The organism is Microbacterium sp. bgisy207 (assembly GCF_965345035.1).
In the GTDB taxonomy this organism is placed as follows: Bacteria; Actinomycetota; Actinomycetes; order Actinomycetales; family Microbacteriaceae; genus Microbacterium.
On sequence record NZ_CBDRMG010000003.1, the window covers coordinates 190,321 to 214,560 of the forward strand.

Sequence of the window (24,240 nt, forward strand, 5' to 3'; positions counted from 1 at the left end):
GTCGAGCCTGCGCACCTATCGGGTAGCAATCCTCTCTCGGCAGGAGAAGTTAGGAGCATCCCGATGCGAACCAAAGAATCCCTGTGGGGCTTCTTCGCCAGCGACCCGCAGTTGTCCTTCAACGAGGACGGTGAGGCGCGGCTGTTCGCCTGGATCGGTCAGGAGCAGTTCGAGCGCAACCCGGACGGCTCGTTCGCCCAGGGCGAGACGAAGTTCTACCCGTTCAAGATGTTTCGGCGCAGCGCGGAGCACGCCTACGAGAAGTTCGCGCGCGGCGACAACTTCGTCGCCAGCGGCCACGTCCAGAAGTTCAGCTACGAGAAGAACGGCGAGACGGTCAGCGGCGAGGAGTTCATCGCCACGCACATCGGCCCCGACGCCGCCCGCACGAGCTACGCCGTCGACCGTGGCCGCTCGCGGTCGCAGCAGGTCGAGAGCACGACCATCGAAGCGCCCGACCCGACCCTTCCGCAGCAGCCGTCGCCCCGTCCGATGACGCTGTGAGGCCGCGTCATGACCACCGAGACGACGCTGTTCCCGCCAGACGATCCCGACTTCGACGTGCCCCCGCCCGAAGAGCCGGAGCCGGTGACCCCTTCGCCGAGGCCGGCCAAGGAGGCGGACCCCGAGACGGAGGATACGCCCGAGCCGCCGCGCCCGGTGAACTGGAACATCCTGACCGCGGCCGAGGCGCAGGTGGAGTGGTTGGAGCTGAACGCCTTCGTGAACTGGGTGCGCCACGAGTTCGGGCTGAGCGTGAATGTCGTGCCGCCGTACTGGCACCGGCACCCGGAGCTGGTGTGGCCGCTGTCGGCGCTGCGCCAGCACTACCTGAATGCCTACGACAAGAAGCAGCACGGCTCGGCACCGTTCGGCTGGTGGCGAGATTTCTGGGCCTTCATGCCGCAGCTTCGGGACGCGGTGACCGCGTGCGGCACGAAGCTCAACACGGATCGCCCGACGCGGCAGGCGGTGTGGCCGGGCGAGGACGAGCGCCCCGCTCCCGTGGAGACGGTGATCCCCAACCGGGACGCCGACTTCACGCAGTTCGTCAAGGAGGACGTGGCGCGCAGGCAGGCCATCGAGGACGAGTTCTACGCCCACCTCGCGGCGGAGCAGTAGGGCGCGGGCGGTGACGGCGAATGGCGTGGCAGCGATCCCGGAAGCCCTGGCCGGGGCAACTGGAGTTCGATCTGTGGGGGCTCGACGACCCTGCGGCCGACGCCGCGCTCACCGCCGCTCGGGAGGCTGGGGCAGGTGATGAACAAGTACGGGCAGATCGCGCTGTCGCATTGGCAGGCGACGGCCCCGAGCCGGGTGGCGGAACTGAACGATCCCGCGGCGTTCTTCGAGGCGATGGGCCTGGAGATGCAGGCGCAGGTGACGAACCTCGCGTCAATGCTGGCGGGAAGCGACCGGCAGGGAGAGACTTTCTTGCAGAAGGTCGCCCGGCTGACAGCGGCCCGGAGGCAGGCGGAGGAGGTCGTGATGTCGCAACTGGCGTGGCTCACCGATCCGAGCCTGCCGCTGGATCAGGCGCGGGAGGAATGGGAGCAGACCCGACCCTCCGACGAGAACCTGATCCTCTGGGCGGAGCGGATGCAGGACTGCCCGGATTCGATGCCCTCCTCCGTGGAGCTGGAGGAACTGGCGAAGAAGTGGGCGCTCAGCGTCGAGTTCCTGCTGGAGCTCGTGGCGACGGAGCCCCCGCGGGAGTACATGCGGGCGAATCAGGCGGCGCTCGCCGAGGCGGCGACGATCCGCTTCTTCCGCGAGCTGCGGTAGCGCCCCGCTTCATCCCCGCCTCGCAGGACGACCTCGGGCCGTCGGGCGCGAAGGCACGCTATCGGGCGAACGTGGAAGCCATCCAGCTCATCCACGATCTGAACTCCACGGGTCGCGCTGCATCCCCGGAGGGGCAGCGCGTGCTCGCCCGCTGGTCGAGCTGGGGCGCGATCCCCGAGGTGTTCGATGACCTGAAGCCCGAGTGGGACGCCGAGCGCGCCGAGCTGCGCGAGCTGCTGAGCGACGACGAGTGGGAGGCTGCGGGGCGGACGACCATCAACGCGCATTACACCGACCCGATGATCGCCCGGCAGGTGTGGCGACTGCTGGACGGGCTGGGGTTCCGCGGAGGTGCGGTCCTCGAGCCCGGCTCCGGGGCGGGCACGTTCATCGGCCTCGCGCCGGAGTCGGCACAGATGACCGGAGTGGAACTCGACCCCCTGACGGCGGCGATCTGCGCCGAGCTGTACCCGCACGCGACCGTCCGTGCCGAGTCCTTCGCCGACACGCGACTGCCCGAAGGACACTTCGACGCCGCCATCGGCAACGTGCCGTTCAGCAACCTCACCCTGCACGATCCGCTTCACAACGCGACCCGGCAATCGATGCACAACCACTTCATCATCAAGTCGCTACGCCTGACCCGGCCGGGCGGCCTCGTCGCGGTGCTGACCTCCCACTACACGATGGACGCACAGAACCCCGGGGCGCGGCGGGAGATGAACGAGCTGGCCGACCTCGTGGGCGCGATCCGCCTGCCCACCGGGGCGCACCGCCGAGCCGCAGGGACGGAGGTCGTCACCGACCTGCTCGTGTTCCGGCGGCGACCGGACGGCGAGCAGATGCGCGACGACGCCTGGGAGACGGTCGCGCAGGTGCCCATCGACGACGTGCCGATGCGGATCAACCGCTACTTCGATGAGCACCCGGAGCAGATGCTCGGGGAGGTCGGCGTCGGCCACGGGATGTACGACGCGGCCACGCTCACCATCACGACCGACCTGGCGGACCTGGAGGCGGAGCTCGCCGTCGCCGTCGACCAGCTCGTGTTCTCCGCTCGCCGTGCCGGGCTGACGATCACGGAGCGGACCGCCGAGCAGCAGGCGCGCCGGGCCGCGTTCACGCCGTCGGCGCCGGAGTTGTGGGACGGCAGCATCGTGGCGAGCGAGAGCGGCGGCTTCCGCACCGTGGTCTCAGGCGGGCTGGAGCCGCTCGCGGTGCCGAAGTCCGCCGAGCGCGAGCTGCGCGTCCTGCTGCGTCTGCGCGACGGGGCATCCCGCCTGCTGACCGCGGAGGCTGCGAGCGTGGACGACACGCCTGACATCGTGCTCACCCGCACGACGCTACGTCGCGACTACCTGAAGTACGTCGGCACCTACGGGGCGCTGAACCGCTACACGCTGCGCCCCACCGGGCGCACGAACGAGGATGGCGAGGAGACCTTCGCCCGCATCGTGCCGACCGCGATCCGCCTGCTGCGCTCCGATCCGTTCGGTCCCCTGGTGCTCGCACTCGAACAGTTCGACGACGAGGATCAGTCCGCGTCGCCTGCCGCGATCATGAGTCACCGCGTGGTGGTGCCGCGCGCCGAGGTGCAGGGTGTCGACAACCCGGCCGATGCCATCGCGGTCAGCCTCGACCGCACTGGCCGCATCGACATCACTCTCGTCGCCGACCTGCTCGGCATGAACGACCGCGAGGCGCGCGAGGCGCTGGGAACGCTCGTGTTCGCCGATCCAGTCACGAACCAGCTCATCCACGCGCCGGAGTATCTGTCGGGCGACGTGCGGGTCAAGCTCGAAGCGGCACGGCTCCGCGCCGAGGACAACCCGGAGTTCCAGGTCAACGTCGATGCGCTCGCTGAGGTGTTGCCCGCGCCGCTGGGCATCCAGGACATCCACGCGAAGCTCGGCGCGGTCTGGATCAGCGCCGACGTGCACGAGCAGTTCCTGCGGAGCACCCTGCGCGCGCCCGACGTTCGCGTGGAGAACCCGCTGCCAGGCATGTGGGAGATCCGCGGCGGACGGCAGGGGCTGCCCTCCACCTCGGAGTGGGGCACACCGCGCCGCCCCGCGCCGGACATCGCCCAGGCCGTCATGGAGCAGCGGACGATGCTCGTCTACGACGAGGAGAAGGACATCGACGGCAAGGTGCGCCGCGTGCTCAACCCCGTCGAAACCGCCGCCGCTCAGGAGAAGGCCGACGCACTCCAGGAGCGGTTCAGCGATTGGGTGTGGGAAGACCCGGCCCGCGCGCAGGCACTCGTGGACGAGTACAACCGGCGCTTCAACTCCATCGTGCTCCGCGACTACACGGATGCCGGGGCGTATTTGTCGTTGCCCGGCCTGGCGTCGAACTTCGAGCCGCGCACGCACCAGCGGGCCGCGGTCGCGCGCATGGTGTCCGAGCCCGCCGCGGGTCTGTTCCACGAGGTCGGCGCGGGCAAGACCGCGGAAATGATCATGGGCGCAATGGAGATGCGCCGGATGGGACTCATCAGCAAGCCCGTCGTGGTCGTGCCCAATCACATGCTGGAGCAGTTCGGGCGCGAGTGGCTGCAGATCTACCCGCGCGCCCGTGTGCTCGCGGCGTCGAGCCTCGATCTCACGGCAGACAAGCGGCGGCTGTTCGTCGCCCGCGCTGCCGCGAACGAGTGGGACGCGATCATCGTCACCCAGGGCGCGTTCGCCAAGATTCCGCTGCGCGCCGAGACGCAGGCACAGTACATCCGCGGGCAGGTCGAGGACGTGCGGCGAGTGCTGGGCGAGGCTACCGGCGAGCAGCGGATGAGCGTCAAGCGCATCCAGCGCAAGCTCCTGGCGATGGAGAACAAGCTGAAGGAGCGCACCGATACCGACCGCGACCGCGGCGTCTGCTTCGAGGACACCGGCATCGACTACGTCATCGTCGACGAGATGCACATGTACAAGAACCTCGCCACGGAGTCGAACATCCGCGACGCCGCCATCGAGGGCTCGGATCGCGCGAGCGACCTGCACATGAAGCTCGAATATCTTCGCTCGGCAGGACGCGAGCGGGTTGTGACCGCGGCGACGGCGACACCCATCTCGAACTCGATCACCGAAACCTATGTCATGCAGCGATACCTGCGGCCCGACGTGCTGGAGTCGGCGGGTGTCGGCGCGTTCGATGCGTGGGCGGCGACGTTCGGCGAGCTGGTCACGCAAATGGAGATCTCGCCGACCGGCAGCACCTTCCGAATGAAGACCCGCTTCGCCCGGTTCCAGAACGGGCAGGAGCTGCTGCGTATGTGGTCGGTGTTCGCCGACGTGAAGACCGCCGACGACCTCGACCTGCCCGTGCCCGCGCTCGTGCAGCGCGACGACGGCAGCCGCGCGCCCTCCACCGTGCCGGTGCAGCCGACCGTCGAGCTGGAGCAGTACGTCGCCTCCCTCGCCGAGCGCGCCGAGAAGGTCGCCACCCGCCAGGTGCGGCCCGACGAGGACAACATGCTCCTGATCGCCACCGACGGGCGCAAGGCCGCGCTCGACATCCGCATGGTCGTCCCCCGCGACCCGTCCGGGCCGAGCAAGGTCGACGTCGCCGCCGACGCGATCCACCGCATCTGGGAGCGCACCCGAGACAACGAGTACCTCGACACGCTGACCGGGCAGCCCTCCACGGTGCGCGGGTCGCTCCAACTCGTGTTCTCCGATATCGGCACCCCGAACCAGGACAGGTGGAACGCCTACGACGAGTTGCGGCAGCAGCTCGTGCAGCGCGGTATCCCCGCCGAGCAGGTCAGGTACATGCACGAGGCGAAGACCGATTTGGAGAAGGCCCGCCTGTTCGCCGCGGCCCGCGCCGGCCACGTCGCCGTGCTCTTCGGATCGACGGAGAAGATGGGCGTCGGCACGAACGTCCAGGCCCGCGCCATCGCACTGCACCACCTGGACTGCCCGTGGCGGCCCTCCGACATCGCGCAGCGCGACGGGCGCATCATGCGGCAGGGCAACCAGAACGAGGAAGTGGCGATCGTCCGCTACGTCACCGAGCGTTCCTTCGACTCCTACATGTGGCAGACCGTCGAGCGGAAGGCCGCGTCGTTCGCGCAACTCCTGCGCGGCAAGATCAACGCCCGAGAGATCGAGGAGATCGACACCTCCGCGCTGTCCGCAGCCGAAGCCAAAGCCATCGCCTCCGGCAACCCGCTCCTGCTGGAGCACTCCGTCATCCTCAACGAGGTGAACCGGCTCCGCCGCTTGCAGCGCGCTCACGAACGCAACGAGGACATGCTCGTCCACACCGGCAACCGCGCCCGGTCAGCCGCCGAGCGCGCCGCCGCGGACATCCGCGGACTGGAAGCCGCTGCCCCACGGATGATCGACACGAGCGGCGACAGGTTCCGCATCACGCTCGGCGCACGCGACTACGACTCCCGCTCCGAAGCCGCGCACGCCCTCGCCGCGTGGATGGGCGACTCCGGGCTGAAGTGGCTGCCCGGGTACGGGCACAAGGACTTCGGGATCATCGGCCGCATCTCAGGCTTCGACATCCACGTCGAGGCCCGCTCCGGGCTCGCCGCCCTCGATGTGACCGTCTCCCTGCCCGAGGTGCCCCGCTCGGGATTCACGATGCCGAAGGAGTCGTTCCTGGAAGCCGGGCTCGGGCTCGTGCAGCGCATCGAGAACCGTGTCAGCGGCATCCCCGCACTCCTCGACCAGGCCCGCGAAGACCTGGAAGAAGCCGAGCAGACCGTCGCCGACACCCAGCAGCGCCTCGGCCAGCCGTTCCGCCACACTCAGGCTCTCGCCGATGCCGAGGAAGACCTCGCCCGCGTCGAGTCCCAGCTCGCCGCGATGCAGGACGAACCGGCACGCGAGCCCGCCGCGCCAGAGTCCGAGCGGGTCGAGCTGACCGTCGAAGCAGTGCGCTCCTACGAACCGAACCTCGGGTCGCGGGAGGGTGCGGGTCGTGAGCCCGCGGCCCCGTTCGTCCCCGCGACGCCCCCTGCCGCGCCGCCGGGCAACGCCCCGCGGCTGTAGCTCAGCGACACTCCGGGCCGCGCCCGTCGATGATCGTGGCGGGGTCGGCGATGATCTGCTCGCAACGCAGGCAGCGCGCACCGCGAAAGATCACCTCCGGTTCGCCGTGGATGCCTTGCTCGGGCTCGACCTCGTAGAGGTCCGCGTGTGCGGCGAACAGGCGAGGATGATCCCTGGCGATGGCGGCATGGAACTGCGCGGGCGTGGTCGGCGGGTTGAGCTGACGCTCGACGAACAGGTCGATCACCGTCGAGTACGCATCGCGGGTGAGCCGCGCGGCGAGGAACAGATCGGGGTTCGCCGCCGAAATGCCGACGCTAGCAAGATCGTCCAGCCCGTAGTCGTCCACATCCTCGGTGACCAGGAACCGCGCGCCCCCGGCCGCAGCATCGGCAAGGATCTGCCGATCCGCGCCCTTCGTGCCTCCGAAGCGTTCCGCACCCGTGCCGGTCGGCCCGAGCAAGACGTCGAATCGCTCCCGGACACTCGACGGCGGCAACGCCCTCGGGCGCATGTGCACCTGGGCCTCCCGCTCGGCAGCCCGGCTCCAGAGGCGCGGAGGCCGCTCGGCACCCCGCCGACGACCAGCAGAGTCCGAGTGATGGGCTTAGCGATGATGTTCGCGTCCAGGAGAACGCGCGTCAGCTCACTGATCGCCGAAGAGGTCGTCACGGAGTTCATCGCGCGTCAGCTCCACGAGGTCGCCCATCGTCTTGCGCCAGTACCGCTCGAACTCCTCGTAGGGGATGCGATTGCGATTGCCGACCTTGACCGCGCGAATCTCCCCCGCCTTGATCTTCCGCGAGATGGTGGGACGAGACACGCCCATCGCGTCGGCGACCTGCTCGGGGGTCATCATGCGGCGCTTCGCCGTCAGCGTCACCGTCTCCCCATCGGCTGCCGCCTGCTGTACATACGCGGCGACCTGCTTCAGCCAAGCCGGGCGCGCCCCGGCGCTGGAGCGCACATCCTCCGGGTTGATCGTCAAGCTCGTCATGGTCATGACCCCATCCTACCCCGCCTGCACACTCTGGACAATACAAGTGTTCATACGGCATCCCCTTCTTGAGCCTTACAGTTCATGCGTCGATGCCCGCGAACGCCTCGTCGAGCGCGTCAGCCGCGACCTCGACGATGAGGTCGGGACGCTTCGCGTAGTGCCCTTCCGTGATGTCGGTGCTGCTGTGCCCGAGCAGGTCGCGTGCGACCTCGACGCCTGCCATGTCCGACACCGCCGCAGCGACCGCCTTGCGCAGACTGCGGAAGGTGAGATGCTCGGCGTCGACCCCGATAGCCAGCAGTTCCGGCTCGAACTCGCGGCGGAACATCCTGAGCAACTCGCCAACGGCGCTGGGGTCGCGCGGACGGCCGCGCTCGGACGTGAACAGCACGTCGTCTGGATTGCGTTCGGGGTCGGGAACGTGGCTCGCCACGAGTTCGCTCAGTACCTTCGCCGCGAACTTCGGCACGCGAACCCAACGCTTCTGCCGCTCCGCCTTGGGTGAGTCCTGGCGGAACAGGCCGCGGGACTTGGTGCGAACCATCGTCCCGCCGACCCAGACGAGCGCCTCCATCGTGAGGCTTCCATCCGGTTGTTCCACCGCCTCGAACCGCACGTCCTGGAACCGGATTGCAATCGGTTCCGCTGTCCGCTCTGAGGTGCCGAGCGTGATGAGGATGTAGTCGGCGAGCAGCTTGTAGTTGGGCCGTCGGCCCACTGGATACCGCTTCCGGTGCCGCTCGGGCCACACCTCGCGGATGAGGTGGAGGATGTACTTGACCTGCACCGCGTCGAGTTCGAAGTACACCGTGTCCGGCTCGTCCGCTCGTCTGGTCGCACGGATCGGGTTCGCCACGACGACCGCCCCGTACCGTGTGTTCTGGATCGACCCGGCAGCCGAGAAATGCCCCTGCTGGATCGCCCAGTCGAACATCAGCGACATCACGTTCCGAACCTTGTTCGCGGTCGTCACCGACTTCTCCCGTGCGATGTCCATAAGCAGCCCATCAGCACGGTCGGCAGTGATGTCGGCGATGGGGATGACCCCAGCGCGCGGGATGACATGCGCGCGCACCACCGAGGCGTAGCCATCGACGGTCTGCTCGCGGCGCTGACGCAGCACCCGAGGATCATCGTCGTGGTACGCCGTCTTCAGCCACGTCGTCGCCAGCTCAGCGACGGTCATGAGCTGTGTTCGTCGCGCCAGGACTCGACCGACAACGACATCAGCCGCTTCCTGCAACGCGGTCAGAGCCTCAGCCTCAGTCGCTCCGCTGCCGCTGGGACGACGCTCTTGCCCGTTGCCGTCATAGACCCGCGCCCGCGCGATGACCAGGCCGTTCGGCTCAACGGTGTAGGTCACCTTGCCAAGTTCGCCGAGCGCGCGCTTCGGCCGAGCCATCAGTCGCCCGCACTTTCCGTCGGGGCCACGATCCGCCCCGCGATGAACGCCTCTACATCCTCATCGCGGTAGCGAACGTTGTGCGACGAGAGTGCGACGAACGGCAACCCGAGACCTCGGCTGCGCGCACGCTCTGTCCGCCAGTCAGCGAGCGTCCTGATCGGGATGCCCGTGTACTCCGCAAGCTCCTGCGGAGTCCAGAGGCGGGGGCGGTCGTCGCTCATATCAATGAGGTAGGCGGCACCACCCGCAGACCTCCAGCGACCCCCGTAGGACGGCCAAGTATCGAGTAAACGGACGGGTTCTCGGACAGCCGCAGCAGCGACCCCACTCATGCTCACCATTGCACTTCCCTGTGTTTGCAGGGAAGTGTGAGCCTGCGGAACCCCCTCCGGTTCTCAGATCCTCAAGCCGAGCTGTACTTCGGCGTCTGAGATCAGACCACGCGAATGGCCCGCATCCCCTCGGATGCGGGCCATTCCGCGTCTACGGTGTCGCGGAAGCCGCTCAGCCGTAGAAGTACTTCTCGAAGACGCGCCGCGCCCGACGAGTGGCACCCAAGTAGTCCTCTTCGACCTGGGACGCAGAATGCGGCGGGTATTCGAGCAAGCGCGCGAGTCCGTCCAGCTTGCGGCGATCCGCGGGCAGCACATCGCTGGTCTGACCCGAAAGCAACGTGTTGGCAGAGCGCAGTCGGCTCGCCAGAACCCACGCCTGCCGCAGACGCTCGACGGCGCTGCTGGGAAGCAGCGAGTGTGTCGCCAGGGCGTCCAACGCGCGAAGCGTGGACGTGGTCCGCAGTTCGGGTATGGCATGGGCGTGCTGGAGTTGGAGAAGCTGGACAAGCCACTCGACGTCGCTGAGTGAGCCCGGGCCCAGCTTGAGATGCCGGGCGGGATCGACCCCCTGTGGCAGTCGTTCGTTCTCGACACGCGCCTTGATGCGCTTGATCTCACGCAGACCGGCGGCGTCCGCTGACACGGGGTATCGCACGGAGTCGGCGAGGTCGGTGAACGCGCCGATCAGCTTCACACTGCCGGCCACTCCTCGGGAGCGCAGGAGAGCTTGCGCCTCCCACGACAGCGACCATCGCCGGTAGTAGGCCGCGTAGGCATCCAGCGACCGGACGATCGGCCCGTTGCGTCCCTCCGGTCGCAGATCGGCATCCAGATCCAGTGGGAGACGCTGATCCTCGGAGTGCTGCCGCAATCCCGCCACCAGAGCGTTCGCAAGCTGGGCCGCGCGGCTCTCTTCCACACCGTTGGCACGGTAGACGTAGAGCACATCGGCATCCGACCCGAACCCGAGCTCCGCACCCCCGAAGCGCCCCATCGCGATCACGGAGAAATCGAGTGCGTCGTCCTCGGGGGGAACCACCTCGCGCCGCACGGCGCGCAGAGTGGCCTGGATGGTGACCTCCGTGATCGTCGTCAGCGCGTCCGCGATCTCCGCAATCGACAAAATGCCCAGGATGCCGCCCATCGCTGTGCGCAGCACCTCCCGGCGACGCAGAGCGCGAACCGCTCGTGCCGCGTCCTCGATCGAGGAGTGGCGCGTCTGAATGGCGCGAGCCTCCTCCTGCAGCGCCAGACCCGAGCGCGGGCGAAGGTGGTCCTCGTCATCCAGCCATGCAGCCGACTCCGGTATCCACTCGACGAGTTCACCCACGTACCGCGAACCGGAAAGGACACGCGTGAGACGTTCGGCCGCCCCCGTCGAGTCGCGGAGCATGCGCAGGAACCAGGGCGTGTCACCGAGGCGCTCGCTCAGGCGACGGAAGGAGATCAGTCCGTAGTCGGGGTCGACACCGTCGGCGAACCATCGGATCATGACGGGCATGAGGTGACGCTGGATCGTGGCCTTACGACTGAGGCCGGTCGTGAGTGCGCGGATGTGGCGCAGAGCACCCGGGGGGTCCGAGAACCCGATCGCGGCGAGCCGATCGTGAGCCTGATCCTCCGACAGGCTGCGTTCCTCGGCGGGAAGTGCCGCGACCGCCGACAGCAGCGGCCGGTAGAAGAGCCGCACGTGGATATCGCGCACTTCGCGCTTGATGGTCTCCCACTGATCGAGGAGGGCCGCGCCGGTGTCGGCCAGACCCGTTGCGCGAGCGAGCACCCGCAGCTCGTCGGGATCGGTGGGCATGAGGTGTGTGCGCGACAGCCGGCGCAACTGGAGTCGATGCTCCATCAGCCGAAGCAGCCGGTAGTCGCGTGCAAACGCGGCGGCGTCGGCGCGCCCGATGTAGCCCTCGGCGACCAGCGCATCGATTGCCGGCAGTGTCCCCCGTTGCCGAATCGCCTCGTCGCTCAGGCCATGCACGAGCTGCAGGAGTTGAACCGTGAACTCGACATCGCGGATGCCGCCGGGCCCGAGCTTGATCTGCTGAGAGACCTCGTCCGGCGGGATGTGGTATGTCACCCGCTCGCGCATCCGTTGGACGCTGTCGACGAAGTTCTCGCGCGCGGCGCTGGCCCACACCCGCGGCTGAACCTCTGCCACATACGCCTCACCCAGGGAGGGGTTGCCCGCGATCGGACGGGCCTTCAGCAGCGCCTGGAACTCCCAGCTCTTGGCCCACCGCTCGTAGTACGCCACGTGCGAATCGAGCGTCCGCACGAGCGCCCCCTGCTTGCCCTCCGGCCGGAGGTTCGGATCCACCTCCCACAGCGGAGGTTCGACCTCGACACCCGAGATACCCCGCATCGTCTGCACAGCCAGGCGAGTGCCGATATCGACGGCGCGACTCTCGGAGACGAGGGACTCGTCATCCGTTCCGGCGACGAAGATCACATCGACGTCGGAGACGTAGTTGAGCTCGCGAGCACCGCACTTGCCCATTCCGATGATCGCCAGCTGGGTAGCGTCGACCTGCTCGCGAGAGAACTGGCCCGCCGGTCCGCCCGTCGAGATCCGCGTGCGAGCGATGCACAGGGAGGCCTCCAGCGCGGCCCCTGCCGCATCGGCCAGCGCGGCCGCAACCGCTTCCAACACCGATTCGGGCGCCGTGTGCGACAGATCGAACAGTGCGATGCGCGCCACCTGGGTGCGGTACGCCACACGGAGTCTGACCCACGCCTGCTCGGAGCCGTCATCGGCAAAGCCCGCCTCGGCGCCGACAGCGTTCAGCAGCGTGTCAGTGAGCTCCGCGTCTGTCGGAAGACGGACGGCCCCGCCATCGAGCGCCGCGATCTCTCCCGGATGCCGCGCGTAGAACTCCCCGAAACCGCGCGATGCCCCGAGCAACAACCAGAGGTCCGACCAGCGTCGCTCGTCGGCCGCGGCGCCGCGCAGCGCCTCGCTGTCGCGGCGCGCCACACGGAGGAGCGCGTGCAGCGCGGCATCCGGATCAGCGGCGCGCGACGCCGGCGCACCGATATCGGCGCGGGCCCGGCCCAGAGTCTCGGCGAGCTCCGTGAGCCCGGCATCGGCCTGGGCGAGCTCGCTGAAGCCCGCACGGGCCAGATCGGTCAGTCCCGTGGTCCGTTCGGTGGATGCCATCAACGGTCCCCGAGCGGTCAGAGCATCTCGAGATTGCTCTTCAGCTCATACGGAGTCACCTGCGAGCGGTACTCCTGCCATTCGCGACGCTTGTTGAGCAGGACGTAGTTGAACACCTGCTCACCGAGCGTTTCCGCGACCAGTTCGGAGTCTTCCATGTACTCGAGCGCGTGGTCCAGGCTCGCCGGCAGCGGCGCATAGCCGAGTGCGCGTCGCTCGGAGTCGGTGAGGGACCACACGTTGTCCTCGGCCTCGGCCGGGAGCTCGTATCCCTCTTCGATCCCCTTCAGGCCTGCCGCGAGAAGGAGCGCATACGCCAGGTACGGATTGGCCGCCGAATCGAGCGCGCGATACTCGACCCGGGACGACTGGCCCTTATTGGGTTTGTACAGCGGAACGCGCACGAGCGCGGAACGGTTGTTGTGGCCCCAGCAGATGAAGCTCGGTGCCTCGTCGCCTCCCCACAGCCTCTTGTAGGAGTTCACGAACTGGTTGGTCACCGCGCTGATCTCGTTCGCATGCCGCAGGAGCCCCGCGATGAACTGTCTCCCGACTTTCGAGAGTTGGTACTGCGCGCCCTCCTCGTAGAACGCGTTGACGTCGCCCTCGAACAAGGACATGTGCGTGTGCATGCCGCTTCCGGGCTTGCCGCTCAGAGGCTTGGGCATGAAGGTCGCGTACACGCCCTGTTCGATCGCCACCTCCTTGATGACGGTGCGGAACGTCATGATGTTGTCCGCGGTCGCGAGCGCGTCGGCGTAGCGAAGGTCGATCTCGTTCTGGCCGGGGCCGCCCTCGTGGTGGCTGTACTCAACGGAGATCCCCAGATCCTCCAGCATCCGCACGGAGCGGCGTCGGAAGTCATGGGCGGTGCCGCCGGGAACATTGTCGAAGTACCCCGCGGAGTCGACCGGCTCTGGCCCCTCGGGCCCATAGGACGAGGACTTCAGGAGGTAGAACTCGATCTCGGGGTGGGTGTAGAACGTGAAACCGGCGTCCGCGGCTTTGGCCAATGTCCGCTTGAGGACGTGGCGCGGGTCGGCGACGGCAGGCTGTCCATCAGGCGTCGTGATGTCACAGAACATGCGCGCGGTCGGGTCGATCTCGCCGCGCCACGGCAACGTTTGGAACGTCGTGGGGTCGGGGTGCGCGAGCAGATCGGACTCGTAGGAACGAGTGAGTCCTTCGATCGCCGAACCGTCGAAGCCCAGCCCCTCAGTGAAGGCACCCTCGACCTCGGCGGGAGCGACAGCCACTGACTTCAGAGTGCCGATGACGTCGGTGAACCAGAGACGCACGAACTTGACGCCGCGCTCCTCGATCGTGCGAAGGACGAAGTCCCGCTGCTTGTCCATGGCTGTCCTCTCGTAGGAACGTCAGTGGGCGGCGTTGCCGCCGGTGCCCCAGGAATCCTCGCGAGCCTCGTCGTCGGCCCAGGCGCGCGACCGCTCCTTCATGATCTCGGGTGCTCGAGCTGCCTCTTCGGCCGTGTCGAACGGGCCCGCGCGGTCAACCGCGGGCGACTCGAAGCCCTTCTCCACCTGACCGGTGGTCAGGTTGTACCAGTACTTCTCGGCATCAGCGGCCACGTCTGCTCCCTCGGTGCGTTCCGTTGACTCGATCCTACTGATCGAGAGCGCGCGGATGGGTAGGCTGATCGCATGGCATCTGAGCTGACCCGAGCAGTGGGCATCGACATCGGCGGCACGGGAATCAAGGGAGGTGTCGTCGACCTCGAAGCGGGTGAACTGGTCACCGATCGCATCAAGGTTCCGACGCCCGTCGGCGCTGAGCCGCCCGCGGTCCTGGAGGCCGTCAGGCAGGTTCTCGACACACTCGAGGTCGCCGATTCCGACATCCCGCTCGGGGTCGCCTTCCCCGCGATCGTCAAGAACGGCAAGACCCTGTCAGCGGCGAACGTGTCGGACAAGTGGATCGGTTTCGAAGCGGAGAAGTTCTTCGAGGACGGGCTGGGTCGCGACATCCATTTCGCCAACGACGCGGATGTCGCCGGGGTGGCGGAGGTCCGCTACGGGGCAGCCAAGGGCGTCAGCGGACTCGTCCTGCTCACAACGCTCGGCACGGGAATCGGCTCGGCGATGATCTACAACGGCGTGCTCATTCCCAACTCCGAGCTCGGGCACCTCGCGCGGCCGGGCAAAGACAAGGATGCGGAGTACTACGCCGCCTACTCCGCGAAAGAGCGTGAGGACCTCACGTGGGAAAAGTGGGCCAAACGGCTCCAGTGGTACTACAGCCACCTGGAGTTCCTCTTCTCCCCCGACCTGTTCGTCGTCGGCGGCGGAGTGTCCAAGCATCCGGACGAGTTCCTGCCGCTGCTGACGCTGAACACGCCCATCGTTCCCGCGGTGCACCGCAACAACTCCGGCATCATCGGCGCCGCCGCGCTCTCGCTGGGCGCGATGCCTCAGCTGGCCGAGACGACCTCGGCCAGCTGAGGAACCCGGCTCGCGCGATCACGCGAGCCGGAGGGCGAATGGGCCGGCCTGTACGCCGGGTTCTGTTCGGGAGCTGACGCTCCGTCGACGGTCATCTCTCTCGGCGACGCGTTGCCGCGCCGCTCTAGCGGCCTACCCGGGGACTCGGCGAGCAGCGTCGTCATCCCCTGTCTGGCCTTGCTCCGGACGAGGTTTACCGTGCGGGTCGTGTCACCACGACTCCGGTGGTCTCTTACACCACCCTTTCACCCTTACCGGGACGGGCCCGGCGGTCTGCTTTCTGTGGCACTGTCTCGCGGATTGCTCCGGGTGGGTGTTACCCACCGCCCTGCTCTGTGGAGCCCGGACGTTCCTCGGCGCGGCCTCACCGCGACGCGACCGTCCGGCCGACCCATTCGCACCGCCGAGTCTACGCGGCGAGCATCGCCGCATGACACGCCGTGCTCCGGCTAGAGACCGGATTCCTCCGTGCGGACAAGGATGCAGCCGCACTCGGGGCACGTCACGACAGCGTCCGGTGCAGCGGTGCGCAGCGCGCTGAGGTCGCTCCCCGCGAGCACCATGTGGCAGCCTTCGCAGGTCTGTCGGCGCAGGAGCGCAGCGCCGGCGCTTCGCTGCGCGAGCTTGTCGTAGAGCCCGAGAAGGTCGGCAGGAACGGTCGCGGCAACAGCGTCCCGGTCTCGCGCCGCTGCCGCTTGGTCGGCCTGGGCCGCGGCAACGGCCGACTTCGCGGCGGCGCTGAGGTCAGCGCCTTCCTCATTGATATCCCGAAGCCGCGCTTCGAGCTGCGCGACGACTTCTTCCGCTGCTTCGGCGCGCTCCATCGCGTCAAGATCAGCGTCTTCCAAGTCGCTCTTGCGCCGCGCGAGGGCCGCAAGCTCGTGCTCCAGACTCTGCGCTTCTTTCGCGTTGGCCGAGTCCGCAAGACGCGCCGCGTCGCGCGCGATGCGGGCTTCGACGACCTTGAGGTCGTCATCCAATCGCCGCTGCTCCGCGCGGACGTCGTCGACGTCGCCGCGAGCACGGACGAGCTCCTGATTGAGCTCGGTGCGTGCCTGCATCAGCTCCGAGACTCTCGCGGCCTGCTCCGGTGAACGCGCCGCAGCGGCAGCGACGCGGATGCGTGTGTCGAGAGCGGCGATCTCAAGAAGACGACGCTGATCGTCGGGGCTCGCGTTCATGTGGGCCCTGCCGGGATCGAACCGACGACATCCACGGTGTAAACGTGGCGCTCTACCAGCTGAGCTAAAGGCCCTCGATGGGAGTCTACGGTGCAGACACGCCATCCACCGTTTCGGCGTCTGCGGCACCGTTGCCCCACCGCTCCAACCGGATGCGGGAATCGCTAGGCTGGGTCGTGGTTCGCCGTACCGACACGTGTCGAACCAGACCCTGCGGTGCTCACCCTGCAACGCACGGCCGCCAGTTCGTGGCACACCCTGCCCGTCGAAGAAAGGTTTCACGTGACCGTCAACGATCAGGATCCGTACTCGCAGGGCCCGCTCGACAGCGACCCCGAAGAGACCGCGGAATGGCAGGAGTCCCTGCAGCAGCTCGTCTCGGCCAAGGGCCACGGGCGCGGCCGGGAGATCATGCTCAGCCTGTTGCAGACCTCGCACGAGCTTCAGTTGAATGTCCCGCAGGTTCCGACCACGGACTACATCAACACCATTTCGCCGGATGCCGAGCCCGAGTTCCCCGGCGATGAGGAGCTCGAGCGGCGCTACCGTCGCTGGATCCGGTGGAACGCCGCCATCACGGTGCACCGCGCGCAGCGCCCCGGCATCAGCGTGGGCGGTCACATCTCCACCTACGCGTCGTCGGCCTCACTGTATGAGGTCGGGTTCAACCACTTCTTCCGCGGACCCGATCACCCCTCCGGCGGCGACCAGGTCTTCATCCAGGGGCACGCGTCGCCGGGAATCTATGCACGATCTTTCCTCGAGGGGCGCCTCACGGAGGCGCAGCTCGATGGGTTCCGGCAGGAGAAGTCCGCGGCACCCAACGGCCTGCCGTCGTATCCGCACCCCCGTCTCATGCCTGACTACTGGCAGTTCCCGACCGTGTCGATGGGACTCGGCCCCATCAACGCGATCTACCAGGCAATGGCGAACAAGTACCTCACCAACCGCGGGATCAAGGATGTCAGCGACAGCCATGTCTGGGCATTCCTCGGTGACGGCGAAATGGACGAGGTCGAAAGCCGGGGCCAGCTGCAGGTGGCGGCAAACGAAGGCCTCGACAACCTGACGTTCGTGATCAACGCGAACCTCCAGCGCCTCGACGGCCCGGTGCGCGGCAACGGCAAGATCATCCAGGAGCTCGAGAGCTTCTTCCGCGGCGCCGGCTGGAATGTCATCAAGGTGGTCTGGGGTAGCGGATGGGACGAGCTGCTCGCGAAGGACACCGACGGCGCCCTCGTGCACCTCATGAACACGACGCCGGATGGTGACTTCCAGACCTACCGCGCCGAAGACGGCGCCTTCATCCGCGAGCACTTCTTCGGGCGCGACGAGCGCACGGCCGCGCTCGTGAAGGACTGGTCCGATGAAGAGATCTGGGGCCGACTGCGCCGAGGCGGTCTGGATTACCGCAAGGTGTACGCCGCGTACAAGGCCGCGATCGAACACAAGGGTCAGCCGACGGTCATCATCGCCAAGACGATCAAGGGCTACGGTCTCGGTCACCACTTCGAGGGGCGCAATGCGACGCACCAGATGAAGAAGATGACGCTCGAGGACCTGAAGCACTTCCGCGACTCGATGCGCATTCCGATTTCGGATGCCCAGCTCGAAGAGAACCCCTACCTGCCGCCGTACTACAACCCCGGCCCCCAGGACGAGACGATCCAGTACATGATGGAGCGCCGTCGGGCACTGGGAGGTTTCCTCCCGCAGCGCCGCACCTCGCACACGGCGATCACCCTGCCCGGCGACGACGTGTACGCGCTGCCGAAGAAGGGATCGGGTACGCAGGAGGTCGCCACGACGATGGCGTTCGTCCGCCTGCTGAAGGATCTGCTGCGCGCCAAGGGCTTCGGCAACCGCATCGTGCCGATCATCCCGGACGAGGCGAGAACCTTCGGGATCGACGCCTTCTTCCCGACGCAGAAGATCTACAACCCCCACGGCCAGAACTACACGTCGGTCGACCGTGATCTGCTGTTGGCGTACAAAGAAAGCCCGCAGGGGCAGATCATGCACGTCGGGATCAACGAAGCCGGCGCGGTTGCCGCGTTCACGGCGACCGGAACCTCGTATGCGACGCACGGCGAGCCCCTCATCCCCGTCTACGTCTTCTATTCGATGTTCGGCTTCCAGCGCACCGGTGATGCACAGTGGGCCGCCGGCGACCAGATGGCGCGCGGCTTCGTGATCGGTGCGACGGCGGGTCGCACGACACTGACGGGCGAGGGACTGCAGCACGCGGACGGGCACTCGCAGCTTCTGGCGTCGACGAACCCCGCGACCGTGTCCTACGATCCCGCGTTCGGGTACGAGATCGCCCACATCGTGCAGTCCGGCCTGGAGCGGATGTACGGAGGCCACCACCCGGACCCCGACGTCATGTACTACCTCACGGTCTACAACGAGCCGCTGGTCCAGCCCGCGGAGCCCGAGGGCGTCGATGTCGAGGGGATCGTGCGCGGTATTCACCGGATCGCGACTGCGGAAGGCGACGGTCCGCGCACCCAGCTTCTGGCATCGGGAGTGGGGGTGCCGTGGGCACTGGAGGCGCAGCAGCTGCTGCGCGACGACTGGGGTGTTCAGGCTGACGTATGGTCGGTCACGTCTTGGTCGGAGTTGCGTCGCGACGGCCTGGCCGCCGATGAGCACAACTTCCTGCACCCCGACCAGGAGCCGCGCACCGCCTACATCACGCAGAAGCTGCGGGACGCGCAGGGACCGGTCGTCGCGGTGAGCGACTTCATGCACGCCGTGCAAGATCAGATCCGCCCGTGGGTACCGGGCCGGTTCGCGACGTTGGGCGCGGACGGCTTCGGCTTCTCGGACACGCGTCCGGCGGCGCGTCGCTTCTTCAAGATCGACGGCCCGTCGATTGTGGTGCGCGCGCTCCAGTCGTTGGCAGAGGACGGCGCGGTCGATCGATCGCTCGCTGCCCAGGCGATCGAGAAGTATCGCCTGCACGATGTGTCCGCGGGAACGAGCGGGAACGCAGGCGGGGAGAGCTGACGCCCCGGCCATGACAGCTCACCCCACCGACAAAGCCGAGACCCTCGCGTGGCTACGACGCATCTCGGGTGATCTCGCCACGGCAACCATCCAGCGACTTGAGCAGAGTCTGCCCTGGTACTCCGAGATGCCGCCGGCGCGCAGATCGGCGGTGGGACTGGTGGCACAGGCGGGGATCACCTCATTCATCCAGTGGTACGACGACCCCGAATCGACCCCGTGGATCGCGGCGGACATCTTCGCTGCGGCACCGCGGGAGTTGTTGCGAAGCGTGAGCCTGCAACAGACGCTGCAGCTCATCCGCGTCTCTGTCACGGTCACGGAGGAGCGGATCGCGAGCAAGAGCGAGAGCCTGCGCGAAGCGATCCTGCTCTATTCCCGTGAAGTCGCCTTCGCGGCCGCAGACGTCTACGCCCGCGCGGCCGAAGCCCGCGGGCTGTGGGATGCGCGCCTGGAGGCGCTCGTGGTCGACTCGATCCTCACCGGCGAGACCGACGAGGAGCTGCCCAGCCGCATCGCGGCTCTCGGCTGGCATGGTCACGGCGAGGTCGCTGTGCTGGTGGGAACGACACCGCCGCAGTTCGATGTCGATCAGCTGCGGCGCACCGCGCGCAAGCTCGGCGTCGACGTTCTCATCGGCGTGCAGGGATCTCGGCTCGTGCTGGTGATCGGGAGGTCCGAACCTTCACCCCGCTCGGAGGAGCCGGAACCGGACCTGCCCTTCCCCGAGATCGCCCGCCGGCTCGAGCCCGGGTTCGGTCCGGGCTACCTCGTGCTCGGGCCCGCCGTGCCGGCGCTCGTGGACGCAAGCCTGAGTGCGCGCGCGGCGCTCGCAGGATTCGCGGTGGCGCGCGCCTGGCGCCACGCGCCCCGCCCCGTCGAAGCGGACGACTTGCTTCCTGAACGCGCGCTCGCCGGTGATCCTCTGGCCAAGCAGACCCTGATCGAGCGCATCTATCGTCCGCTTCAGGCGCACTCCACGGATCTGGTCACGACGCTGTGGAGTTACCTCGACAACGGCCGTTCCCTGGAAGCGACTGCCCGCGAGCTGTTCGTGCACCCCAACACGGTGCGCTACCGCCTCAAGCGGGTCTCCGAGGTCATCGGTTGGGACGCGACCGGGCCCCGCGAGGCGCTCATCCTGCAGACAGCCCTCATCCTCGGGTCCATGGGCGCAGAATCCGTGAGGCGTCGACCGGCAGCACTGCACCGTCGGGTCTCCGCGTGAGGGTGTAGACCCGCGACAAACGATGACCGGGTTTCTCGGTGATCGTCTCCAGAATGCCCTCCAGACACACTGGCAGGATGGGATGGTGATCATCGCTGTCTTCCCGGGTCAGGGCTCCCAAACACCCGGCTTCCTCGAGCCGTGGCTCGAGATCGAGGGGGTACGCCCCCGCCTCGAGCAGTTCTCGCAATGGGCGGAGGTCGACCTCATCGAGGCCGGCACCGAGGCGGACGCCGAGGCGATCAGAGACACACGGGTCGCGCAGCCGCTCATCGTGGCCGCGTCACTTCTGTCCTGGGAACTGTTGACGGCTCGTCATCCGCGCGGGTTCGACGGCGTCGCCGGGCACTCGGTCGGCGAGTTCGCCGCGCTCGCGGCTGCGGGAGTGATCGAGCCCGAGGACGCGCTTCGGCTGGTCGGCATCCGCGGGCGCGCGATGGCCGACGCAGCGTCGCTCACCGAGACCGGGATGAGCGCCGTGATCGGCGGGGACCAGTCCGCCGTCGAGGCGCGGCTGGCAGAGCTGGGCTTGACTCCCGCGAATTTCAACGGCGGAGGTCAGATCGTCGCCGCGGGCGCCGCATCCGCTCTCGCGGCGCTGGCCGCCGAGCCTCCGGCGGGCACACGCGTCATCCCCCTGTCGGTCGCCGGCGCCTTCCACACCCACTACATGGCGCCCGCTGTTGAGGTTCTGCGATCAGCTGTCTCCGCTGTGAGCGCGTCATCCCCCACGGTCACTCTGTGGACCAACCGCGACGGCTCGGTCGTCGCCGACGGAACCGAGGCACTCTCGTTCGTCGTGGACCAGATTGCCTCCCCCGTGCGATGGGATGCGTGCATGAGCGCCTTTGCCGCGGTGGGTGTGACCGGGATCATCGAGTTCGCTCCCGGCGGCACGCTTGTCGGGCTCGCAAAGCGGGCTCTGCGGGGAGTACCCTCGGTCGCGGTCAAGACTCCCGGCGACCTCGAGGCAGCTGTCGATCTGCTCGCCCCCGCAGCCACTCAAGGAGAATCCGAATGAGCGCGACGCTCCGCCAGCCGCAGGGCGCGGCCCATACCCGCATCTATGCCTATGGCGCGGCCCGAGGCGAGCGGGTCGTCCCGAACGACGAGCTGGTCGGGCCGATCGATTCGAGCGACGAGTGGATCCGTCAACGTACGGGCATCGTGACCCGGGTGCGCGCGGTCGAGACCACGACCGCGATCGATCTCGCAACGGATGCCGCCGCCGAAGCGGTCGCCTCCTCAGGCCTCCGGCCCGAGCAGATCGACGCCGTGGTCGTCGCGACGATCTCCAACCCGAGACAAACCCCGTCGGTGTCGGCGATCGTCGCAGAACGGATCGGCGCAAAGGATGCCGCCGCCTACGACCTCAACGCGGCGTGCGCCGGTTTTGCCTACGGCGTGGCGCAGGCGGACGCGCTGATCCGCGGCGGCGGAGCGCACTACGCGGTCGTGATCGGCGCGGAGAAGCTCAGTGACATCGTCGACCCGACCGACCGCTCCATCTCCTTCCTTCTCGGTGACGGTGCCGGCGCCGCCGTCGTCGGCCCCTCCGACACCCCCGGAATCGGGCCGACAGTGTGGGGTTCGGACGGCTCGAAGGCGGACGCCGTCACCATGAATCACACCCTCACCGAATTCCGCGATGGTCTCGCACCGTGGCCCACGCTCCGCCAGGAGGGACCCACCGTGTTCCGCTGGGCGGTCTGGGAGATGGTCAAGGTCGCCCGGGAGGCACTCAACGCGGCGGGAGTGGAGGCATCCGATCTCGCGGCGTTCGTGCCCCACCAGGCGAACATGCGTATCATCGACGAGTTCGCCAAACAGCTTGGTCTTCCCGACTCGGTGATCATCGGGCGCGACATCGAGACGACCGGCAACACTTCCGCCGCGTCCATCCCGCTCGCGACGCATCGCCTCTTGTCGGAGCACCCCGAACTCAGCGGTGGACTCGCCCTGCAGATCGGTTTTGGCGCGGGTCTCGTGTACGGCGCGCAGGTCGTCGTGCTCCCGTGACGCGCCGTTCCCGAACTCTAGACTGACAGGACGACCTCGCCCGAGGTCGGCACTGACCGCAACCCACCCACAACAACCCAGAGGGAGACACCCATGGCACTCACGAACGACGACGTCCTCGCAGGACTCGCCGAACTCATCACCGACGAGACGGGCATCTCGGCCGACGAGGTCGCCATGGAGAAGTCGTTCACCGACGACCTCGACATCGACTCGATCTCGATGATGACCATCGTCGTCAACGCCGAGGAGAAGTTCGGCGTGACGATCCCCGACGACGAGGTGAAGAACCTCAAGACCGTCGGCGACGCGGTCACCTACATCACGTCGAACCAGGCGTAACGTCCGTCCCCGGTGGGGGCACCGCCCCCACCGGACCGTCCCTGAGGTCTCCATGAGCAGTTCACGCATCGTCGTCACCGGTATCGGCGCCACCACGCCCATCGGCGGAACCGCGCCCGAATCCTGGTCCGCATTGCTCGCCGGCGAATCCGGCGCGCGCACCCTTGAGCACGAATGGGTCGCGCAGTACGACCTGCCCGTCACGTTCGCGGCCTCCGCACGCGTCCCTGCCGACACCGTTCTCGCCCGACCCGAAGCCAAGCGGCTCGATCCGTCCTCGCAATATGCGCTCGTCGCGGCACGCGAAGCGTGGGCGGATGCGGGTGCGCCTCAGGTGGATCCCGAGCGGCTGGGTGTCGACTTCGCCACCGGCATCGGTGGACTCTGGACGCTCCTGGACGGGTGGGACACACTTCGTGAGAAGGGTCCGCGTCGGGTCATGCCGATGTCTGTCCCGATGCTCATGCCGAACGCGCCGGCGGCCGCGATCTCGATGCATCTGGAGGCGCGAGCGTATGCACGCACCGTCGCTTCGGCCTGCGCATCCAGCACCGAGTCCATCGTCAACGCGGTCGAGCACATTCGGCTGGGCCTTGCCGATGTCGTGATCGCGGGCGGCACGGAGTCGGTGATCCACCCGATCACCCTCGCCGCCTTCTCGTCGATGCAGGCTCTCTCGCGCCGCAACGACGACCCCGCGCACGCATCCCGTCCCTACAGCATCGACCGAGACGGCTTCGTGATGGGAGAGGGTGCGGCCGCCCTCGTCTTGGAGACCGAGGAGCACGCGCGGGCGCGGGGCGCCCGGATCTACGCCATCGTCGCCGGCGGAGCCGTCACCGCCGACTCGTACCACATCACCGCTCCCGAGCCCGAGGGTCTCGGAGCGTCTCGTGCCGTACGGCAGGCGCTGGAACAGGCCGACGCCTCCACGGAGGACGTCACACACATCAATGCCCACGCCACCTCGACACCGACGGGCGACATCGCCGAGTACAAGGCGCTGCTCTCGGTGTTCGGAGACCGCGTGCACGAGATCCCGGTCTCTGCGACCAAGGCCTCGACGGGCCACCTGCTCGGAGGCACCGGGGCGCTCGAGGCGGTCTTCACGGTACTGGCGCTGCACCACCGGCTCGCTCCCCCGACGATCAACATCTCGGAGCAGGACCCGGAGATTCCCCTGCGTGTCGGCGCGGCAGTCCCGCTCGGTGAGGGCGATCACATCGCCATCAGCAACTCCTTCGGATTCGGCGGACACAACGCCGTCGCGGCGTTCCGCAGCGTCTGAGCACACGCGCAGGTCGA

Annotated in this window: 19 protein-coding genes, 1 tRNA gene and 1 other RNA gene; 11 read left to right on the forward strand and 10 right to left on the reverse strand. The window is 67.8% G+C overall.

What is annotated here, in order from left to right; all coding sequences use genetic code 11:
• The first annotated feature begins 63 nt into the window (after nucleotides 1–63).
• The 4 genes from ACSGC5_RS04050 (at nucleotide 64) to ACSGC5_RS04065 (ending at nucleotide 6,791) form a co-directional block, all read left to right on the forward strand.
• Nucleotides 64–504: a single-stranded DNA-binding protein gene (locus ACSGC5_RS04050; protein ID WP_434969326.1), complete on the forward strand. Its 441-nt coding sequence runs from the start codon at nucleotides 64–66 to the stop codon at nucleotides 502–504.
• Between the two features lie 9 nt (nucleotides 505–513).
• Complete coding sequence (locus tag ACSGC5_RS04055) at nucleotides 514–1,122, forward strand: hypothetical protein (RefSeq protein ID WP_434969327.1); 609 nt, start codon at nucleotides 514–516, stop codon at nucleotides 1,120–1,122.
• 138 nt (nucleotides 1,123–1,260) lie between these two features.
• Nucleotides 1,261–1,785 (forward strand): hypothetical protein, encoded by a 525-nt coding sequence (locus tag ACSGC5_RS04060; protein ID WP_434969414.1) that lies wholly within the window; start codon nucleotides 1,261–1,263, stop codon nucleotides 1,783–1,785.
• Nucleotides 1,786–1,856: 71 nt separating this feature from the next.
• Nucleotides 1,857–6,791 carry a helicase gene (locus tag ACSGC5_RS04065; RefSeq protein WP_434969328.1) on the forward strand — a complete coding sequence of 1,645 codons (4,935 nt, stop codon included), beginning with the start codon at nucleotides 1,857–1,859 and terminating at the stop codon, nucleotides 6,789–6,791.
• A gap of 1 nt (nucleotide 6,792) precedes the next feature.
• On the opposite strand, the gene ACSGC5_RS04070 is transcribed toward ACSGC5_RS04065, so the two are convergent.
• The 7 genes from ACSGC5_RS04070 to ACSGC5_RS04100 all read right to left on the reverse strand — a co-directional run bounded on the left by ACSGC5_RS04070 (nucleotide 6,793) and on the right by ACSGC5_RS04100 (nucleotide 14,283).
• Nucleotides 6,793–7,311: a hypothetical protein gene (locus ACSGC5_RS04070; RefSeq protein ID WP_434969329.1), complete on the reverse strand. Its 519-nt coding sequence runs from the start codon at nucleotides 7,309–7,311 to the stop codon at nucleotides 6,793–6,795.
• A gap of 126 nt (nucleotides 7,312–7,437) precedes the next feature.
• Nucleotides 7,438–7,794 (reverse strand): helix-turn-helix domain-containing protein, encoded by a 357-nt coding sequence (locus ACSGC5_RS04075; protein ID WP_434969330.1) that lies wholly within the window; start codon nucleotides 7,792–7,794, stop codon nucleotides 7,438–7,440.
• A 76-nt stretch (nucleotides 7,795–7,870) separates the two neighbouring features.
• Entirely contained in the window at nucleotides 7,871–9,193 is a 1,323-nt protein-coding gene (locus ACSGC5_RS04080) for a tyrosine-type recombinase/integrase (protein ID WP_434969331.1), read from the reverse strand.
• Nucleotides 9,193–9,417: a helix-turn-helix transcriptional regulator gene (locus ACSGC5_RS04085; RefSeq protein WP_434969332.1), complete on the reverse strand. Its 225-nt coding sequence runs from the start codon at nucleotides 9,415–9,417 to the stop codon at nucleotides 9,193–9,195. The genes ACSGC5_RS04080 and ACSGC5_RS04085 overlap by 1 nt, the downstream gene beginning before the upstream one ends.
• 283 nt (nucleotides 9,418–9,700) lie before the next feature.
• Nucleotides 9,701–12,694, reverse strand: a complete 2,994-nt coding sequence (locus tag ACSGC5_RS04090; RefSeq protein ID WP_434969333.1) for a bifunctional [glutamine synthetase] adenylyltransferase/[glutamine synthetase]-adenylyl-L-tyrosine phosphorylase — start codon at nucleotides 12,692–12,694, stop codon at nucleotides 9,701–9,703.
• A 17-nt stretch (nucleotides 12,695–12,711) separates the two neighbouring features.
• Complete coding sequence (locus tag ACSGC5_RS04095; protein WP_434969334.1) at nucleotides 12,712–14,049, reverse strand: glutamine synthetase family protein; 1,338 nt, start codon at nucleotides 14,047–14,049, stop codon at nucleotides 12,712–12,714.
• Between the two features lie 21 nt (nucleotides 14,050–14,070).
• On the reverse strand, nucleotides 14,071–14,283 hold the full coding sequence (locus tag ACSGC5_RS04100) for an SPOR domain-containing protein (protein ID WP_434969335.1): 213 nt from the start codon (nucleotides 14,281–14,283) through the stop codon (nucleotides 14,071–14,073).
• A gap of 72 nt (nucleotides 14,284–14,355) precedes the next feature.
• Here ACSGC5_RS04100 and ppgK point away from each other — a divergent pair, with 72 nt between their 5' ends.
• Nucleotides 14,356–15,153: a polyphosphate--glucose phosphotransferase gene (ppgK, locus tag ACSGC5_RS04105; protein ID WP_434969337.1), complete on the forward strand. Its 798-nt coding sequence runs from the start codon at nucleotides 14,356–14,358 to the stop codon at nucleotides 15,151–15,153.
• 35 nt (nucleotides 15,154–15,188) lie between these two features.
• Here the strand turns inward: ppgK and rnpB are convergent.
• From rnpB to ACSGC5_RS04120, 3 genes are all read right to left on the reverse strand, one after another.
• Nucleotides 15,189–15,547: RNase P RNA component class A (rnpB, locus tag ACSGC5_RS04110), an RNA gene on the reverse strand.
• Nucleotides 15,548–15,602: 55 nt separating this feature from the next.
• A complete protein-coding gene (locus tag ACSGC5_RS04115) occupies nucleotides 15,603–16,334 on the reverse strand; it encodes a zinc ribbon domain-containing protein (protein ID WP_434969338.1) in 732 nt (243 codons plus the stop codon).
• Between the two features lies 1 nt (nucleotide 16,335).
• Nucleotides 16,336–16,408, reverse strand: a tRNA-Val gene (locus ACSGC5_RS04120).
• A gap of 208 nt (nucleotides 16,409–16,616) precedes the next feature.
• Between ACSGC5_RS04120 and aceE the strand changes: the two genes are divergently transcribed.
• The 6 genes from aceE to ACSGC5_RS04150 all read left to right on the forward strand — a co-directional run bounded on the left by aceE (nucleotide 16,617) and on the right by ACSGC5_RS04150 (nucleotide 24,223).
• A complete protein-coding gene (gene aceE, locus ACSGC5_RS04125; protein ID WP_434969339.1) occupies nucleotides 16,617–19,346 on the forward strand; it encodes a pyruvate dehydrogenase (acetyl-transferring), homodimeric type in 2,730 nt (909 codons plus the stop codon).
• A 10-nt stretch (nucleotides 19,347–19,356) separates the two neighbouring features.
• A complete protein-coding gene (locus tag ACSGC5_RS04130; protein ID WP_434969340.1) occupies nucleotides 19,357–20,574 on the forward strand; it encodes a PucR family transcriptional regulator in 1,218 nt (405 codons plus the stop codon).
• An 85-nt stretch (nucleotides 20,575–20,659) separates the two neighbouring features.
• Nucleotides 20,660–21,595 carry an ACP S-malonyltransferase gene (locus ACSGC5_RS04135; RefSeq protein ID WP_434969415.1) on the forward strand — a complete coding sequence of 312 codons (936 nt, stop codon included), beginning with the start codon at nucleotides 20,660–20,662 and terminating at the stop codon, nucleotides 21,593–21,595.
• Nucleotides 21,592–22,593, forward strand: a complete 1,002-nt coding sequence (locus ACSGC5_RS04140; RefSeq protein WP_434969341.1) for a beta-ketoacyl-ACP synthase III — start codon at nucleotides 21,592–21,594, stop codon at nucleotides 22,591–22,593. The genes ACSGC5_RS04135 and ACSGC5_RS04140 overlap by 4 nt, the downstream gene beginning before the upstream one ends.
• Nucleotides 22,594–22,686: 93 nt before the next feature.
• Nucleotides 22,687–22,935: an acyl carrier protein gene (locus ACSGC5_RS04145; protein ID WP_195691493.1), complete on the forward strand. Its 249-nt coding sequence runs from the start codon at nucleotides 22,687–22,689 to the stop codon at nucleotides 22,933–22,935.
• 52 nt (nucleotides 22,936–22,987) lie between these two features.
• Nucleotides 22,988–24,223 (forward strand): beta-ketoacyl-[acyl-carrier-protein] synthase family protein, encoded by a 1,236-nt coding sequence (locus tag ACSGC5_RS04150; protein ID WP_434969342.1) that lies wholly within the window; start codon nucleotides 22,988–22,990, stop codon nucleotides 24,221–24,223.
• Nucleotides 24,224–24,240: the final 17 nt, after the last annotated feature.

Coding starts and splice junctions, on each gene's coding strand:
- ACSGC5_RS04050 (WP_434969326.1), top strand. CDS start 64: ATGCGAACCAAAGAATCCCTGTGGGGCTTCTTCGCCAGCGACCCGCAG.
- ACSGC5_RS04130 (WP_434969340.1), top strand. CDS start 19,357: ATGACAGCTCACCCCACCGACAAAGCCGAGACCCTCGCGTGGCTACGA.
- ACSGC5_RS04055 (WP_434969327.1), top strand. CDS start 514: ATGACCACCGAGACGACGCTGTTCCCGCCAGACGATCCCGACTTCGAC.
- ACSGC5_RS04140 (WP_434969341.1), top strand. CDS start 21,592: ATGAGCGCGACGCTCCGCCAGCCGCAGGGCGCGGCCCATACCCGCATC.
- ppgK (WP_434969337.1), top strand. CDS start 14,356: ATGGCATCTGAGCTGACCCGAGCAGTGGGCATCGACATCGGCGGCACG.
- ACSGC5_RS04095 (WP_434969334.1), bottom strand. CDS start 14,049: ATGGACAAGCAGCGGGACTTCGTCCTTCGCACGATCGAGGAGCGCGGC.
- ACSGC5_RS04080 (WP_434969331.1), bottom strand. CDS start 9,193: ATGGCTCGGCCGAAGCGCGCGCTCGGCGAACTTGGCAAGGTGACCTAC.
- ACSGC5_RS04145 (WP_195691493.1), top strand. CDS start 22,687: ATGGCACTCACGAACGACGACGTCCTCGCAGGACTCGCCGAACTCATC.
- ACSGC5_RS04150 (WP_434969342.1), top strand. CDS start 22,988: ATGAGCAGTTCACGCATCGTCGTCACCGGTATCGGCGCCACCACGCCC.
- ACSGC5_RS04085 (WP_434969332.1), bottom strand. CDS start 9,417: ATGAGCGACGACCGCCCCCGCCTCTGGACTCCGCAGGAGCTTGCGGAG.
- ACSGC5_RS04090 (WP_434969333.1), bottom strand. CDS start 12,694: ATGGCATCCACCGAACGGACCACGGGACTGACCGATCTGGCCCGTGCG.
- ACSGC5_RS04115 (WP_434969338.1), bottom strand. CDS start 16,334: ATGAACGCGAGCCCCGACGATCAGCGTCGTCTTCTTGAGATCGCCGCT.
- ACSGC5_RS04075 (WP_434969330.1), bottom strand. CDS start 7,794: ATGACCATGACGAGCTTGACGATCAACCCGGAGGATGTGCGCTCCAGC.
- ACSGC5_RS04060 (WP_434969414.1), top strand. CDS start 1,261: ATGAACAAGTACGGGCAGATCGCGCTGTCGCATTGGCAGGCGACGGCC.